The organism is Streptomyces sp. bgisy130 (genome assembly GCF_057708345.1).
The window spans coordinates 140,047-155,801 of sequence record NZ_JBYISA010000010.1 but is presented as its reverse complement, the minus strand read 5'-3'; the positions used below and the strand labels follow the sequence as shown (position 1 = coordinate 155,801).

At 70.8% G+C, this 15,755-nt stretch carries 11 protein-coding genes, 1 tRNA gene and 1 pseudogene; 7 read left to right on the top strand and 6 right to left on the bottom strand.

What is annotated here, in order from left to right; translation table 11 throughout:
- The first annotated feature begins 310 nt into the window (after positions 1 to 310).
- The 4 genes from AC3EUV_RS16315 (at position 311) to AC3EUV_RS16300 (ending at position 7,428) form a co-directional block, all read left to right on the top strand.
- Positions 311 to 1,198 (top strand): helix-turn-helix domain-containing protein, encoded by an 888-nt coding sequence (locus AC3EUV_RS16315; protein WP_432143203.1) that lies wholly within the window; start codon positions 311 to 313, stop codon positions 1,196 to 1,198.
- A gap of 628 nt (positions 1,199 to 1,826) precedes the next feature.
- Positions 1,827 to 4,361 carry an aminopeptidase N gene (pepN, locus tag AC3EUV_RS16310; protein WP_435603206.1) on the top strand — a complete coding sequence of 845 codons (2,535 nt, stop codon included), beginning with the start codon at positions 1,827 to 1,829 and terminating at the stop codon, positions 4,359 to 4,361.
- Between the two features lie 200 nt (positions 4,362 to 4,561).
- Positions 4,562 to 5,995 carry a pyridoxal phosphate-dependent decarboxylase family protein gene (locus AC3EUV_RS16305; protein WP_432143205.1) on the top strand — a complete coding sequence of 478 codons (1,434 nt, stop codon included), beginning with the start codon at positions 4,562 to 4,564 and terminating at the stop codon, positions 5,993 to 5,995.
- The gene (locus tag AC3EUV_RS16300) at positions 5,992 to 7,428 is read left to right on the top strand and encodes a lysine N(6)-hydroxylase/L-ornithine N(5)-oxygenase family protein (protein ID WP_435603205.1); all 1,437 of its coding nucleotides are present in this window, start codon (positions 5,992 to 5,994) and stop codon (positions 7,426 to 7,428) included. Before AC3EUV_RS16305 ends, AC3EUV_RS16300 begins: the two co-directional genes overlap by 4 nt.
- A gap of 245 nt (positions 7,429 to 7,673) precedes the next feature.
- Here AC3EUV_RS16300 and AC3EUV_RS16295 read toward each other — a convergent pair.
- Positions 7,674 to 8,024, bottom strand: a pseudogene (locus AC3EUV_RS16295) (metallophosphoesterase family protein); the annotation flags it as partial.
- Positions 8,025 to 8,165: 141 nt separating this feature from the next.
- Here AC3EUV_RS16295 and AC3EUV_RS16290 point away from each other — a divergent pair.
- Both AC3EUV_RS16290 and pyk read left to right on the top strand, forming a co-directional pair.
- Entirely contained in the window at positions 8,166 to 8,897 is a 732-nt protein-coding gene (locus AC3EUV_RS16290; RefSeq protein ID WP_432143207.1) for an SIMPL domain-containing protein, read from the top strand.
- Between the two features lie 145 nt (positions 8,898 to 9,042).
- Positions 9,043 to 10,479, top strand: a complete 1,437-nt coding sequence (gene pyk / locus AC3EUV_RS16285; RefSeq protein WP_432143208.1) for a pyruvate kinase — start codon at positions 9,043 to 9,045, stop codon at positions 10,477 to 10,479.
- Positions 10,480 to 10,531: 52 nt separating this feature from the next.
- Here the strand turns inward: pyk and AC3EUV_RS16280 are convergent, their stop codons facing one another.
- Both AC3EUV_RS16280 and AC3EUV_RS16275 read right to left on the bottom strand, forming a co-directional pair.
- The gene (locus AC3EUV_RS16280) at positions 10,532 to 11,320 is read right to left on the bottom strand and encodes a helix-turn-helix domain-containing protein (RefSeq protein ID WP_435603204.1); all 789 of its coding nucleotides are present in this window, start codon (positions 11,318 to 11,320) and stop codon (positions 10,532 to 10,534) included.
- Positions 11,321 to 11,404: 84 nt separating this feature from the next.
- Positions 11,405 to 11,487, bottom strand: a tRNA-Leu gene (locus tag AC3EUV_RS16275).
- Between the two features lie 89 nt (positions 11,488 to 11,576).
- Between AC3EUV_RS16275 and AC3EUV_RS16270 the strand changes: the two genes are divergently transcribed.
- Complete coding sequence (locus AC3EUV_RS16270; RefSeq protein ID WP_432143210.1) at positions 11,577 to 12,230, top strand: ANTAR domain-containing response regulator; 654 nt, start codon at positions 11,577 to 11,579, stop codon at positions 12,228 to 12,230.
- Between the two features lie 75 nt (positions 12,231 to 12,305).
- Here the strand turns inward: AC3EUV_RS16270 and AC3EUV_RS16265 are convergent, their stop codons facing one another.
- Genes AC3EUV_RS16265 through AC3EUV_RS16255 form a run of 3 tightly spaced genes read right to left on the bottom strand, consistent with a single transcriptional unit; the run spans position 12,306 to position 15,753 of the window.
- On the bottom strand, positions 12,306 to 13,022 hold the full coding sequence (locus tag AC3EUV_RS16265) for an ABC transporter ATP-binding protein (RefSeq protein ID WP_432143211.1): 717 nt from the start codon (positions 13,020 to 13,022) through the stop codon (positions 12,306 to 12,308).
- Positions 13,019 to 13,951, bottom strand: a complete 933-nt coding sequence (locus AC3EUV_RS16260) for an ABC transporter ATP-binding protein (protein ID WP_432143212.1) — start codon at positions 13,949 to 13,951, stop codon at positions 13,019 to 13,021. Before AC3EUV_RS16260 ends, AC3EUV_RS16265 begins: the two co-directional genes overlap by 4 nt.
- Before the next feature lie 5 nt (positions 13,952 to 13,956).
- Complete coding sequence (locus AC3EUV_RS16255; protein WP_432143213.1) at positions 13,957 to 15,753, bottom strand: branched-chain amino acid ABC transporter permease; 1,797 nt, start codon at positions 15,751 to 15,753, stop codon at positions 13,957 to 13,959.
- Positions 15,754 to 15,755 lie beyond the last annotated feature (2 nt).

Here is a 15,755-nt window from a genome sequence, read left to right as displayed (position 1 = left end):
CCCGCCTGCCTCGCGACGCCTGGCACGCACGCTCGCCGCGTTGTCGGGATCATCCCGGTACACCCAGTACCGGGACGACCCTCCGCCTTGCGATCGCACGCACCAGACGCCGCGAGGCCCGCCCTACGGGCGAACGACGGGACTTTGAAGACAGGCCCTGGGCGCCGACGGGCCGGGCGGGCACGGTCACCGATACGTCATCGGTCACCCTCGCCCTCTGGCGGTGCGCCGGTCCATGGACAAAGATCGGCGTTGTTTGGACGGTTCGACGGTTCGACGGAGCGGCACCGAGAGCGACGGGAGGCCGGGCATGTACCACACCTGGATGCGGTACTTCACGCCGAACCCGGTCCACCACCGGCTCGGCCTGGTGTGCCTGGGCGTCGGCCTCCAGCACGGTGCCCTGCCCACGGTCGGCCCGCGCACCCTCGACCACCACGTCGCCATCGTCATCAGCGCCGGCCGCGGCTGGTGCACCACCCCCGACGGCCGCCGCCACCCGGTCACCGCCCCCGCCCTGCTGTGGATCACGCCGGGCGTGGTGCACCACTACGGGGCCGACCCCGAGACCGGCTGGGACGAAAGCTTCGTCGACTTCACCGGCCCGGCCGCCGCCACCTACACCGAACTCGGCTACATCGAGCCGGACCGGCCCGTCGTACCGCTCGCGGACACCGGACCCGCGCGGGCCGCGGTCGGGCGCATCGCACGGGCCGCGCGCCGCGGCAACCCCCTGCTCGAAGTCGAGACCGCCGCCGCCGTCCACGAACTCCTGGTCGCCCTGCGCCGCGCCCGCGCCGACACCGACGCCGACGGCGACCCCGTCCTGACGGCCCTGGCCCGCGACGCCTTCCTCCCCCTCTCGGTCGCCGAACACGCCGCCCGGCACGGTATGACCCCCGCCGAACTCCGCACCGCCGTCCGCCGCGGCGCCGGCTGTAGCCCGAAGGACTACCTCCTCGGCATACGACTCGGCCGCGCCAAGGAACTCCTGGCAGGCACCGAACTCCCGGTCGCCGCCGTCGCCCGACGCGTCGGCTACGACGACCCCGCCTACTTCAGCCGCCTGTTCACCCGCCGCGTCGGCACCGCCCCCATCCGCTTCCGCGACCGCCAGATCCACAACGTGCCCGGCGGCTGGTCCACGAAGATCCCGGACCCGGACGATCCCCCTTTGGTCAGCGGCTGGAGCGGTTGATCGGTTGGCCGGTGGCTGGGCGGTTTGCCGGTGGCTGTTCGCCGTTCGCCTACGGCGGGTGGGTGGCGGGTCGGAGGGGACGCCCGGTACCCCGTCCTCGGCGCGGGCGGCCCTGGTCCCAGAGGTAAGGCACCCCGGCGTTTGCTCCGGTCCTGCGGGCGGGGCACCGGACATCCCCTCCGACCACCGTCCGTACGCGACTGACCCGCCGTACGGATCACCGTTACGTCGAGGCAGCGGCACCCCTTGGCAGGCACCTGGTCCGGCCACGCCCCGCAGCTTGGGCGCGGGCCGAGCTGGTCTGTGACGGGCGGTGCCACCGACCGGCAGACGGCAACGCTGGACGGTCGGAGGGGATGTACCGGGGCCCGCCCGCAGGACCGGAGCAAACGCCGGGGTACTCAATCCCATGGACCCGCGTCGCCCGCGCCGAGGACGGGTCCCGGTGCGTCCCCTCCGACCCCCGCGGCAACCACGCACCCCGCAACGGCGCCAGCCACAACGGCCCCGCACCAAACGACGTACGGCACACAACCAGGGGCGCGGGGAACGGCGCGCCCAGCCACAACCGCACCCGCAGCCAAACAACGCCTCCCCCGGCCACAGGCCGGTACGGCAGCATGGCCCCATGCCCCAACTGACGCGCGACGAGGCGCAGACCCGAGCCCGACTCATCGACGTCCACCGCTACGAGGTCGCCCTCGACCTCACCAGAGGCGCGGAGCGATTCGGCTCCCGGACGGTCATCCACTTCACCGCGCGCACCGGCGGCGACACCTTCGTCGAGGTCAGGCCCGCCGAGCTGCACTCCGTCACCCTCGACGGCCGGCCGCTCGACCCCGCTGCCCTCGACGACAACCGCCTCCCGCTGACCGGCCTGGCCCCCGGCGCCCACGAGCTGCGGCTGGAAGCCGCCATGCACTACTCCCGCACCGGCGAGGGCATGCACCGCTTCACCGACCCGGCCGACGGCGAGAGCTACGTCTACACCCAGATGTTCATGGACGACGTCCAGCGCGTCTTCGCCGCCTTCGACCAGCCCGACCTCAAGGCCGTTTTCGCGCTCTCCGTCCAGGCCCCGGAAGACTGGACGGTGCTCGCCAACGGCCGCACCGAACACCTGGGGGAGGGCCGCTGGCAGGCCGCCCTCACGCCGCTCATCTCGACCTACCTGGTGGCCGTCGCCGCCGGCCCCTGGCACTCGGTCCGCACCGAGCACGCCGGACTGCCCTTCGGTATCCACTGCCGCCGGTCGCTCGCGCCCCACCTGGACGCCGACGCCGAGGAGCTCCTCGACCTCACCCGCCGCTGCTTCGACCGCTATCACGAGATCTTCACGGAGCCGTACCCGTTCGACTCCTACGACCAGGCTTTCGTCCCGGAGTTCAACGCCGGCGCCATGGAGAACCCCGGCCTGGTCACCTTCCGCGACGAGTTCGTCTTCCGCTCCGCCGTCACCGACACCGAACGCCAGTCCCGCGGCGTGACGATCGCCCACGAGATGGCCCACATGTGGTTCGGCGACCTGGTCACCCTCCAGTGGTGGGACGACATCTGGCTGAACGAGTCCTTCGCCGAATACATGGGCTACCAGGTCCTGGCCGAGGCCACCGGCTTCACCGACACCTGGACCGACTTCGCCGTCGCCCGTAAGGGCTGGGGCTACGACGCCGACCAGCGGCCCTCCACCCACCCTGTCGCCCCCACCCCCGCGGACGTCCCCGACACCGCCTCCGCGCTGCTCAACTTCGACGGCATCTCGTACGCCAAGGGCGCCTCCGCACTGCGCCAACTCGTCGCCTGGATGGGGGAGAAGGACTTCCTCACCGGCATCAACGAGCACTTCGCCCGGCATCGCTTCGGCAACGCCACCCTCGCCGACTTCCTCGACTCGCTCGCCCGCGCCACCGACCGCGATGTCCACGCCTGGGCCGCACGCTGGCTGCGTACCACCGGAGTCGACACCCTCACCCCGGTCGTGCAGGAGGCCGCGGACGGCACCTGGAGCGTGTCCGTCGAGCAGACCGGAAGCGTGGACGGCACCCGCCCGCACCGGCTCACCATCGGGCTCTACGACCACGACCGCGGCACGCCGGGCGAGCTCGTGCCGCGTGAACCGCTGTCCTTGGACGTGCCCGACGACGGCCCCCACACGGCCACCGGCGGCCGCCCGGCCCTGCTCCTCCTCAACGACCAGGACCTCACCTACGCCAAGGTCCGCCTCGACCCCGTCTCCTGGGACACCGTCCTCGGCGCCCTGTCCGGCCTCCCCGACCCGCTGACCCGCGCCGTCGTGTGGAACGCCGCCCGCGACATGGTCCGCGACGGCGAACTCGCCCCCACCGCCTACCTGGACGCGGCCCGCGCCCACCTCCCGCACGAGACCGACCTCGCCCTCGTCCAGGGCGTCCTCTCCTTCGCCCGCACCCAGATCGCCGACGCCTTCCTCCCCCTCGCCGAACGCCACGCCGCCCTCACCACCCTCACCGCCCTCAGCCGCGACATACTCCGCCGCACCGAAGGCCCCGAACACGGCACCGAAGCAGGATTCCGGCTCACCGCCGTACGCGCCTTCATCGACAGCGCCACCACCCCCGCGGGCATCCAGGACTGGCTCGACGACGGCAGCGTCCCCGGCGGCCCCCGCCTCGACCCCGAACTCCGCTGGCGCATCCTCGCCCGGCTCGCCACCCTCGGCGCCACCACCCCGGACGCCATCGACGCCGAACTCGCCCGCGACCCCAGCGCCACCGGCTGCGAGGGCGCCGCCCGCTGCCACGCCGCGCTCCCCGACCCGGCCGCCAAACAGGCCGCCTGGGACGCCCTGGTCACCACCGACGGCGAGGCCGTCCTGTCCAACTACCTCTTCACCGCCACCGCCACCGGCTTCTGGGCCCCCGAACAGCTCGACCTGCTCCGCCCCTACGTCGACCGCTACTTCACCGAGGTCCCCGCCCTCGCCGCCGCCCGCGGCCCGGCCCTCGCCACGGCCGCCGGCCGCTACGCCTTCCCCACCCCCTTCGTCGAGGAGGACACCCTCCGGCTCGGCGAGGCATGCCTCACCGACCGCGACCCGACCCCCGCCCTGCGCCGCAGGCTCCTCGACCAACTCGACGACCTGCGGCGCGCCTTGCGGGTACGCGCCGCGGCCGGCGGCGCCTGACCGCCGGCTGAACGCACCGGGCGCCGCCGGACCGGGCAGCCGGCGGCACCCGAACACCTGCGGTACACCCGTACCACTTACGGGTGGTATGACCGCCCGACCTGTGGATACGCACCGTACGGGGAAAGTAACTTAGGGCCGCCTCAGGGCTCGTCCGCACCGGACCACGGCCCGAACTCCCCTGACAGAAGAGCACATTGATGCCTGTGCCCCCTGCCGGCACCGCCCTCGCAGGCGGCACCAACGGCCCCCGCGCACTCCGCCCCTTCCTCGACACCGTCCTCGACGCCCTCACCACCGGCGCCGAGGACCGCGCCGGCCCCCTGCCCCCCGGCGGCCCCGAGACGGTCGCCCGCACCGTACGCGACGCCTGCCACCCCCTGCTGCCCGACCACGGCAGCGGCCCGCTCGCCGCCCTGCGCACCCTCGTCCACACCCTCGCCGCCGGCGCCGCCGACCCCGCCGACCCGCACTGCGCCGCCCATCTGCACTGCCCGCCGCTGGCCCTCGCCGCCGCCGCCGACCTCGCCGCCGCCGCCCTCAACCCCTCGATGGACTCCTGGGACCAGGCCCCCGCCGCCTCCACCCTCGAAGCCCTCACCGGTCGCGCCCTCGCCGCGCTGGTCTACCCCCAGGCCACCGACCCCGACGCGCTGATCACCACCGGCGGCACCGAGTCCAACCAGCTGGCCCTGCTCCTCGCCCGTGAAGCCACCACCCCCGAGGGCACCGCGACCGACCCCCACCGCCCCGCCCGCCCCCTCCGGATCGTCTGCGGCGCCAACGCCCACCACAGCATCCACCGCGCCGCCTGGCTCCTGGGCCTCCCCGAACCCCTCACCCTCCCCACCCCCGACGGCATCCTCACCCCCGACACCGTCCACAGCTGCCTGGCCAACCTCGCCGGACGCACCGGCCCCGTCCTCCTCACCGCCACCGCGGGCACCACCGACTCCGGCGCCATCGACCCGCTGCCCGCCCTCGCCGACGTCGCCGAACAGCACGGCGCCCGCTTCCACATCGACGCGGCCTACGGCGGCGCCCTCCTCTTCAGCGACACCCACCGCGCCGCCCTGCACGGCCTCGCCCGCGCCCACACCGTCGCTCTCGACTTGCACAAACTCGGCTGGCAACCCGTCGCGGCCGGTCTCCTCGCCGTCCCCGGGCCCGCCACCCTGGCCCCCCTCGCCCACCAGGCCGACTACCTCAACGCCGACGACGACACCGAAGCCGGCCTCCCCGACCTGCTCAGCCGCTCACTGCGCACCACCCGCCGCCCCGACATCCTCAAAATCGCGGTCACCCTCAAGGCCCTCGGCCGCCACGGCCTCGGCGAACTCGTCGACCGCACCCTCGCCGCCGCCCAGACCCTCGCCGACCTCATCGAGGCCCACCCCCGCTACGAACTCCACTCCCGCCCCACCCTCAGCACCGTCCTCTTCCGCCCCACCGGCGCCGACCACACCACCCTCGCCACCATCCGCCGCACCCTCCTCACCGACGGACAGGCCGTCCTCGGCCGCGCCACCACCCCCACCGGGCTCTGGCTCAAGGCCACCCTCCTCAACCCCCACACCCAACCCGGAGACCTCAGCACCCTCCTCAAACTCGTGGAAGGCCACACCCCCAGATGAGCAGCACCCCACCCCCCGAAGGCCCCCTCACCACCGACACCACGAGCCCCGACGAACCCCTCGACCTCGCCGGCATCGGCGTCGGCCCCTTCAACCTCTCCCTCGCCGCCCTCGCCCACCCCCTCACCCAGCTCCGCACCGCCTTCTACGACCAGCGCCCCGCCTTCCACTGGCACCCCGGCCTCCTCATCGACGGCGCCACCCTCCAAGTCCCCTTCCTCGCCGACCTCGTCACCCTCGTCGACCCCGCCAGCCCCTGGACCTTCCTCAACTACCTCAAGACCCGCGAACGCCTCTTCCCCTTCTACTTCTCCGAGCGCTTCCACATCCACCGCGCCGAATACGACGCCTACTGCCGCTGGGTCAGCGAAAAACTCCCCACCCTCCACTTCGGCCACCAGATCGACGCCATCCGCTGGAACCCCGAACGCGAACTCTTCGAAGTCGACTTCACCCAGCTCGACACCGGCGGCGAAGCCGAAGCCCTCGGCCGCACCTACGCCCGCAACCTCGTCCTCGGCATCGGCACCACCCCCCACATCCCCGTCCCACTGCGCCCCCTCGCCGACGCCCCCGCCGTCCCCGTCATCCACTCCGCCGACTACCTCGACCACCGCGAACGCCTGCTCGCCGCCGACCATGTGACCGTCATCGGCGCCGGCCAGTCGGGCGCCGAAATCTTCCTCGACCAGCTCCGCGCCCGCCCCGCCGGCCGCGAACGCCTGCACTGGCTTGCCCGCACCCCCGCCTTCGCCCCCATGGAATACAGCAAGCTCGGCCTCGAACACTTCACCCCCGACTACACCCGCTACTTCCACGCCCTCCCCGAACGCGTCCGCGACGACCTAGTCCCCGGTCAGTGGCAGCTCCACAAAGGCATCGACCACACCACCCTCGCCGCCCTCCACGACGAGCTCTACCGCCGCACCCTCGACGGCGGCTGGCCCGACGCCACCCTCACCCCCGGCGTCTTCGTCCGTACCGCGGGCCGCGTCGGCACCACCAAGGTCGAACTCCACCTCGACCACCTCCAGCAAGGCACCCGCTCCCGCCTCACCACCGACGCCGTCGTCCTCGCCACCGGCTACCGCGAACGCCGTATGGACACCCTGCTCGCCGCCCTCGACCCCTACGTACGCCGCGACTCCGGCGCCCGCCCCCGCATCGACGCCCACCACCGGCTGGTCCTCGACCCCGCCGTCACCGGCTCGGTCTACGTCCAGAACGCCGAAACCCACACCCACGGCGTAGGCGCCCCCGACCTCGGCCTCGCCGCCTGGCGCAGCGCCACCATCCTCAACTCCCTTACCGGCAACACCCCTTACCCGCTCCCCACCCGCACCGCCTTCACCACCTTCGGCCTCCCGCAGCCCACCACGGGCCGCGCGGGCACGGTCCCCCGCCAGGGCTCCACCCTCGTACCCCGCCGCTGACCCGCACCCGCCGTCCCGCTCGGGGGCGACCTCCCGGCCCCCGCCCGGACCCAGAACACCGGCACCCCGTCCCGGGTCAACTTCCGGTCCACCGAGGCCCATTCCGCCGGATCGATCTCCCCGGTCTCCTGCACCCACCCGATCAACAGATTCCGGATCTCGTCCGACGCCGACCACACCTGCTCGGCAGCCGCCACATGCGGGAAATTGCCGCCACCACTCGCCCGGTAATTGTTCACCGCCGGCGCATGCCCCACCAACATCGCATCGATCCCCGGCACCCGCTCCGCCACCAAGGCCGCCGCATTTCCACATGCGGCAGTTGATTCCCGTACGACGACGTACCGCTCATCCCGGAATGCGCCGCGACGAACACCACGTCCGCGCCCATCGACCGCAGCTTCGGCACCCACTTCGCCGCCTGCTCCACCAGCCCGGGAAACGCCGGCTTCCCCTGCCGGGCGCAGGGATTTCGCACCCACCGCATTCGCCCCCAGCAGCGGAAAATCACAGTTCTCCTCGAACTTCCGCAGCACCGGAATCCCGTAATTGAACTCATGATTCCCCAGCGCCGCCGCGTCATAGCCGATCGCATTACCGCTGGACAACGCGCGGAGATTCCGGCGCAGCCACCCCGCCCGGAACACCCCTCACCCCGGCGGCCTGATGACCCGCCACCGGCGGCCCCGATATGCGACCCTTCACCACCCACACCCCCGCAACCCCGGGAGCCACCCATGACCGACGCCGACGACACCCCCGCCGTCCCCACCACCGGCACCACCCCCACCGCCCTTCCCTACGGCACCCCCGACACCCCCCGCCTCGCCGTACGCGGCGAAGCCCGCCTCGAAGTCGACCCCGAAATCGCCCGCCTCGCCGTTACCGTCAGCGCCCGCGGCACCGACCGCAGCGCCGCCCTCACCGACCTCACCCGCCGCAACGAAGCCGCCCTCACCCTCATCAAGAGCTACGGCGACGCCATCGAAAAGCTCGAAACCGGCACCTTCAGCCTCACCCCCCAGCTCACCGACAAGGGCCGCCACGAACGCATCCGCGCCTACCACGGGCGCGTCACCCACACCGCCACCCTCAACGACTTCACCCTCCTCGGCGAACTCACCACCCGCCTCGCCGACCTCGACCTCACCAGCGTCGACGGACCCTGGTGGGCCCTGCGTCCCGACTCACCCGCCCACCGCGCCGCCCGCACCCAAGCCGTCCGCGAAGCGGTCCAGCGCGCCCGCGAATACGCCGAGGCCCTCGGCGCCCGCCTCGACGCCCTGCTCGAAATCGCCGACCTCGGCGCCGAGAACACCGCCGCCACGGCCGCCCCCACCATGCGCTCCTTCGCCGGCTACGGCGGCGCCGCTCAGGAATCCGCCCCCGCCCTCGATCTCGAACCCCAGCGCCAGGCCGTCTATGCCCATGTCAACGCACGCTTTACGATGACCCGTCCCGTACTGTGAGACCACCCGCCGCGAGGGCTATATTCCGCTCATCGGAGCGCCTTCGCGCGCATTTCATTAGTTGTCAACAGCCTTTCATCAAGCGCTCGTTGGGCAGTCACTTTCTTACAGTTCCCTACCGCCCGGTAAGTCATAGAGTCGAAACATGCGCCGAGCAAAGATCGTCTGCACTCTGGGACCCGCCACCGACTCGTACGAGCAGATCAAAGCCCTCGTCGACGCCGGAATGGACATCGCCCGCTTCAACCTCAGCCACGGCACCTACGCCGAACACGAGGCACGATTCGACCGGGTCCGCAAAGCATCCGAAGAAACCCGCCGCAGCGTCGGCATCCTCGCCGATCTTCAAGGCCCGAAGATCCGCCTCGGCCGATTCCGCGAAGGCCCCGTACTTCTCGAACGCGACGACGAGTTCACCATCACCGTCGAACCGTCCGTGGAAGGCGACCGCCAGATCTGCGGCACCACCTACGACGGCCTCGCCGCCGACGTCACCACCGGCGAACGCATCCTCGTCGACGACGGCAAGGTCACCCTCGAAGTCACCGGCGTCGACGGACCCCGCGTCCGCACCAAGGTCATCGAAGGCGGCATGGTCTCCGACCACAAGGGCCTCAACCTCCCCGGCGTCGCCGTCTCCGTCCCCGCCCTCTCCGAAAAGGACCGCGACGACCTCCGCTGGGCCCTGCGCTACGGCGCCGACATCATCGCCCTCTCCTTCGTCCGCAGCGGCCGTGACATCGAAGACGTCCACCGCATCATGCGCGAGGAAAACCGCTTCCTGCCCGTCATCGCCAAGGTCGAGAAGCCGCAGGCGGTCGACAACATCGACGACATCGTCGCCGCCTTCGACGGCATCATGGTCGCCCGCGGCGACCTCGGCGTCGAAATGCCCCTCGAAACCGTCCCGATCGTCCAGAAGCGCGCCATCAAACTCGCCAAGCGCAATGCCAAACCGGTCATCGTCGCCACCCAGATGCTCGACTCGATGATCGACAACTCCCGCCCCACCCGCGCCGAGGCCTCCGACGTCGCCAACGCCGTCATCGACGGCACCGATGCCGTGATGCTCTCCGGCGAGACCAGCGTCGGGAAGTACCCCACCGAGACCGTCAAAACCATGAGCCGCATCGTCGAGGCCGCCGAGGAAGATCTCCTCGCCAAGGGCCTCCCGCCGCTCACCGAAGCCAACAAGCCCCGCACCCAGGGTGGCGCCGTCGCCCGCGCCGCCGCCGACATGGGCGACTTCCTCGGCGCGAAGTTCCTCGTCGCCTTCACGCAGTCCGGCGACACCGTCCGCCGCCTCTCCCGCTACCGCTCACCCATCCCGCTCCTGGCCTTCACCCCCGACCCGGCCACCCGCTCCCAGCTCAACGTCAGCTGGGGCGTGGAGACCTTCCTCGGCCCGACCGTCAACTCCACCGACGAGATGGTCGCCCAGGTCGACGAGCAGCTCCTCAGGCTCGGCCGCTGCCAGAAGGGCGACGTCGTCATCATCACCGCCGGCTCCCCGCCCGGCGTCCCCGGCTCCACCAACCTCGTCCGCGTCCACCACATCGGCGAGGACGACTCCCCGAAGTAGCCCCACCCGCACCGCGCTCCCGCTGGGCCGAGGTACCTGACTGCCGTCCCTGTCAGTACTTCGGCCCGATGTGTTGGTCCATGAGGGCAACGGAGGCTTTGCGGGCCACGGAGATGTTGAACGGGTCGCTGCCGCGGGCGAGGGTCGTCCACTCGACCCCGACCTTCGTGAGGGTCTCCGAGCAGAGCCTGCGGATGTCGTCGGACTTGTTGGTGAAGAGGTACCGCGGGTATTCGTAACGCTTGCGTGCGCCGCCGACGAGCCGGGTGGTCCAGTTGGTGATCCGGCAGCCGTCGGAGTGGATCAGCCCGCGGAGGAACTCCCACGGGTGTGCGTCCACGATCTGCTGCTGCCACGCTTCGAGGGCGATCGGCCGCTCGTGCTTCTTTCCCGCACCGTGCTGCGGGAACATGCACCATAAGTGCTTGGAGTAGACCTTCACGTTGTGGCAGCCGGTCCTGCTGACGCGGCATACGGAGTTGTCGGGGAAGACCGCGCGCACGGCGGCTTCGCAGGCATCCATGAGGCCCGGCCAGCCGTCACCGCACGCGATCATGAGACTCGGTACGCGGTGCGCCGAGTACTGGATGATGTGACCGTCGCCGAGGTAGAGGGCGAGGAGGTAGGCGTAGGCGGCTGCGTCGAGTTCGCGCCCGTCGCACCGTGGGCATTGCGGGTTGTGGGCGCCCGGACACTCTCCGCGCTCGGCGCGGTCCATGTGTCGCCAGTAGCCGATGGTGCCGAGAGGGACGCCCAGCGCGCGGGCCACCTCCGCGTTCCTTGCCCCCGCGCGGAGCTGGGCGATTGCCGTGTGTCGCACATCTGCGCCGTGGAAGTTCATGACATCACTGTGCGTGACGCATCGCGAGAAAGGAACGAAAGCGCGTGCGAATCACGCGAAGGGGGAATTCCACTTGTTCAAGGGTGCCCGGTGTGGGATTCGAACCCACATGCCCAAGGGCACGGCTGTTTGAGAGCCGCGTGTCTGACCAGTTCCACCAACCGGGCCGGTTGCGAGAGACACCCTACCGCGTGCGTCACTATGGCCGCCGCTAGGTAGGCTGCAATGGCACCACCTGCCTGGAATGAGGAGTCCCGTGAGCGCCGCCGAGCCCGAGCAGCCCGTCGCCGATGACGATCAGTCGCATGTCCCGCCGCTGACCACGCGCGTCGTGATCGCCGAGGACGAGGCCCTCATCCGTCTCGATCTCAAAGAGATGCTGGAGGAGGAGGGCTACACCGTCGTCGGCGAGGCCGGGGACGGGCAGACCGCTGTGGAGCTGGCCCGGGAGCACCGTCCCGATCTGGTGATCCTGGACGTGAAGATGCCGGTGCTGGACGGTATCTCGGCGGCCGAGAAGATCGCAGAGGAGAGCATCGCGCCGGTGCTGATGCTGACCGCGTTCTCGCAGCGTGAGCTGGTGGAGCGGGCGCGGGACGCGGGTGCGATGGCGTATCTGGTGAAGCCGTTCTCCAAGAGCGATGTGGTGCCGGCGATCGAGATGGCGGTGAGCCGGTTCACCGAGCTGCGGACGCTGGAGAAGGAGGTCGAGGACCTCACCCAGCGGCTGGAGACCCGGAAGCTGGTGGACCGGGCGAAGAGCATTCTTCAGACGCAGTACGGGCTGACGGAGCCGGCCGCGTTCCGGTGGATCCAGAAGACGTCGATGGACCGGCGGCTGTCGATGCAGCAGGTCGCCGAGGCGGTCATCGAGGACGCCGAGGAGAAGAAGCAGCAGAAGGATCAGTAGGCGCTGCCGAGTGTGTGAGCGGCCCCGTACCGGTGTTGACCGGTGCGGGGCCGCTCGTGTCGGGGCGGTGTGGGGTCAGTCCTCGCCGAGGTAGGCCTTGCGGACGGATTCGTCGTGGAGGAGGGATTCGCCGCTGCCGGAGTGGACGATGCGGCCGATTTCCATGACGTGTCCCTGGTCGGCGAGGGAGAGCGCGGCCTGGGCGTTCTGTTCGACGAGGAGGATGGTGGTGCCTTGGGAGCGGAGTTCGCGAATGGTCTCCATGATCTTCTGCATCATGATCGGGGAGAGGCCCATGGAGGGCTCGTCGAGCATGAGCAGTTTGGGGCGGGACATCAGGGCGCGGCCCATGGCGAGCATTTGCTGTTCGCCGCCGGAGAGGGTGCCGGAGGCTTGTTTGCTGCGTTCGCCGAGGATGGGGAAGAGGTCGTAGACGCGCTGGATGTCTTTGTCGATGCCGTCGGAGTCCTTGCGGAGGAAGGCGCCGAGCTTGAGGTTTTCGGCGATGGTGAGGCGGGGGAAGAGGCGGCGGCCTTCGGGGGAGTGGGCGAGGCCGCGTTCGACGATTTTGTGGGCGGGGACGCCGTTGAGCGGTTCGCCATCGAAGGTGATCTTGCCGGCCAGGGGCTTGAGGAGGCCGGAGAGGGTGCGCAGGGTGGTGGTTTTCCCGGCGCCGTTGGTGCCGATGAGGGTGACGGCCTGGCCTTCTTCGACGGAGAACGAGATGCCTTTGACGGCTTCGATCTTGCCGTAGGCGACGCGGAGGTCCTCGACCTCGAGGAGTGCGGTCATGGGGTGTCTCCGGTCTGTCCCTGGGCCGGCCGGTCTGCGGGGGCCGTCCCGTCTGCTGCGTCGGGTTCTGCTGCCGGGTCCGGGGCCGGGGTCTCGGGCGCGGCGGTGTCGGTGGGCCGGTCCGGTGGAGCGACGTCCTCGACGGGGGTGCCCAGGTAGGCGGCGATGACGCGTTCGTCGGCCTGGACGACGTCCGCGGTGCCTTCGACGAGTTTCTGGCCCTGGACGAGGACGGCGACGCGGTCGCACATGTTGAAGATGAAGCGCATGTCGTGCTCGATGACGAGAACGGCGATGCCCTGTGCGCGGATGGCGAGGACGAGGTCCTGGGTGGCGCGGGTTTCCTGGGGGTTCATGCCGGCGGTCGGTTCGTCCAGCAGCAGCAGTCCGGGTTCGCTGGCGAGGGCGCGGGCGATTTCGAGCTTGCGTTGTTCGCCGTAGGGGAGGTTGCGGGCGAGGTGGTCGCGTTTGTGGGCGAGGCCGGTGAACTCCAGGAGTTCCATGGCGCGTTCTTCGCTGGTGCGCTCGGCCTTTTTGAAGCCGGGGCTGCGCAGGAGCGCGGACCAGAGCCCTTCTTTGGTGCGGGTGTGCCGTCCGACGAGGGTGTTTTCGAGGACGGTCATGTTGGCGAAGAGGCGGATGTTCTGGAAGGTGCGGGCGACACCGGCCTGGGTGACGAGGTGGGGTTTGCGGGAGAGGCGGGTGCCCTGGTAGCTGACGGTGCCTTCGGTGGGCACGTAGAGGCCGGTGAGGCAGTTGAAGAAGGTGGTTTTGCCGGCGCCGTTGGGGCCGATGAGGCCGACGATTTCGCCGGCGCCGACGGTGAGGTCGACGCCGCGTACGGCGGTGAGTCCGCCGAAGCGCATGGTGACGCCGTCGGCCTTGAGGACGGTGTCAGTGGCGGGTGCGAGGCTGGGTGCTGTGGTCATGGTCGTCACGCCTTTGCCTTGGTGGCGCCGAGGGTGGCGTCTGCGTCCGGGAGGCGCTGCTGGTCGGGCACGTCGAGTTGGCCGGTCTCGTGGAATTCCAGCTGCTTCCTGCGGTCGGGGATGAGGCCCTCGGGGCGGTAGCGCATCAGGAGGACGAGGGCGATGCCGAAGAGCAGGAGCTGGTAGTCCTGGATGAAGTCGAGCTTGGCCGGGATGAGGAAGAGCAGTGCGGCGCCGACGAGGGGTCCGCTGAGGGTTCCCATGCCGCCGAGGATGACGGCGGCGAGGAGGAAGGCGGAGTTGGGCGGCTGGGGCCCGGCGAACTGGAACTGTTCGGGGGTGGCCGTGGTGACGACGTGGGCGTGCACGGTGCCGGCGAGGCCGGCGAGCGCGGCGCCGAGCGCGAACGCCAGGAGCCGGAGGCGGAAGCTGTTGATGCCCATGGCGATGGCGGCGGTCTCGTCCTCGCGGATGGCGATCCAGGCGCGGCCGATGCGGGAGGCCGCGGCGCGCCGGAAGACGAGGACGACGAAGGCCGTCACGAGGATCATCAGCAGGTAGTAGTTGCCGTAGGTGGCGATGGGGATGCCGAGGATGGTGTGCGGCTCGCCGAAGTTGAAGCCGAAGATTTCGAGGTTGGGGATGTTGGGGATGCCCATGGCGCCGTTGGTGACGTCGGGGCCGGTGGTGCCGTTGAGGTTGAGCATGGCGATGCGGAAGATCTCACCAAAGCCGAGCGTGACGATGGCGAGATAGTCGCCGCGCAGGCGCAGGGTGGGGGCGCCGATGAGGACGCCGAAGATGAGAGAGGCCGCGGCGCCGGTCAGCAGGGCTGCCCAGAAGGGGAAGTGGAGCCCGAGGGCGGATTCGGGGGAGCCGGAGACGAGGGCGGCCGCGTAGGCGCCGACGCCGAGGAAGGCGACGTAGCCGAGGTCGAGCAGACCGGCGAGGCCGACGACGACATTGAGGCCCAGGGCGACGGTCGCGAAGATCAGGATGTTGGCCCCGATGATCGTGTACTGGTCGGTGTCCTGGGTGAGGGGGAAGCAGGCGGCGGCGACGAAGGCCGCGCCGAGGGCCACCCCGCGGTGGGTGTGGGTGAGTGCGGTGAGCCGCGCGATGAGTCCGGCCCGGTTGAGGGCCGGGATGGCCAGCACCATGAAGATCAGGTAGCCGACGAAGGGGGCGCCGTCGTCGGTGTCGATCCCGTAGGTGAAGACGAGCAGACCGGCGGCGAAGGCGGCCGCGATGATCAGGATCTCGGCCCAGGAGGGGAGTTCGAGGGTGCGGCGCCGTAGGGGGGAGGCGGCCAGGCTCGCGGTGAAGCGCTGCCAGGGGTTGCCGGGTGGTGTGTCGGGGACCTGGTCGGGTGGCAGCGCGAGGGCGCCGGCGACGGTGATCAGGGAGGCGAGTCCGGCGATGGCGCCGCCGGGTTCGAGGTTGATCAGGCCGTTCAGCTCGACGGCGATGGAGAGCAGGGTGAACCAGGTGGCGGCGAACGTGGCGAGGGCCGCGAGGAGCGTGGGGGCGTTGCGGCCCGCCGGGGTGAGCCATTGCAGGCCGCGGACGCCGAGCGCGGAGCAGGCGAGGAGCAGGGTGAGGAGCCCGCCGACGAGGGTGACGATCTGGAGCCCGGCGGGGGAGAGGTAGTAGGTGAGGTCGCCGGGGAAGTCGCTGCTCCAGGTCCAGGCGAGGGCGGTGCTGGCGGTGGTGGCCAGGGCGCCGGCGGCGGTGACGAGGCGCGCGGTGCGCTCGGGGAGCGGGATCAGGCCGCGGGCCGGGGTGGTGGTGTGGGTGGTCATCG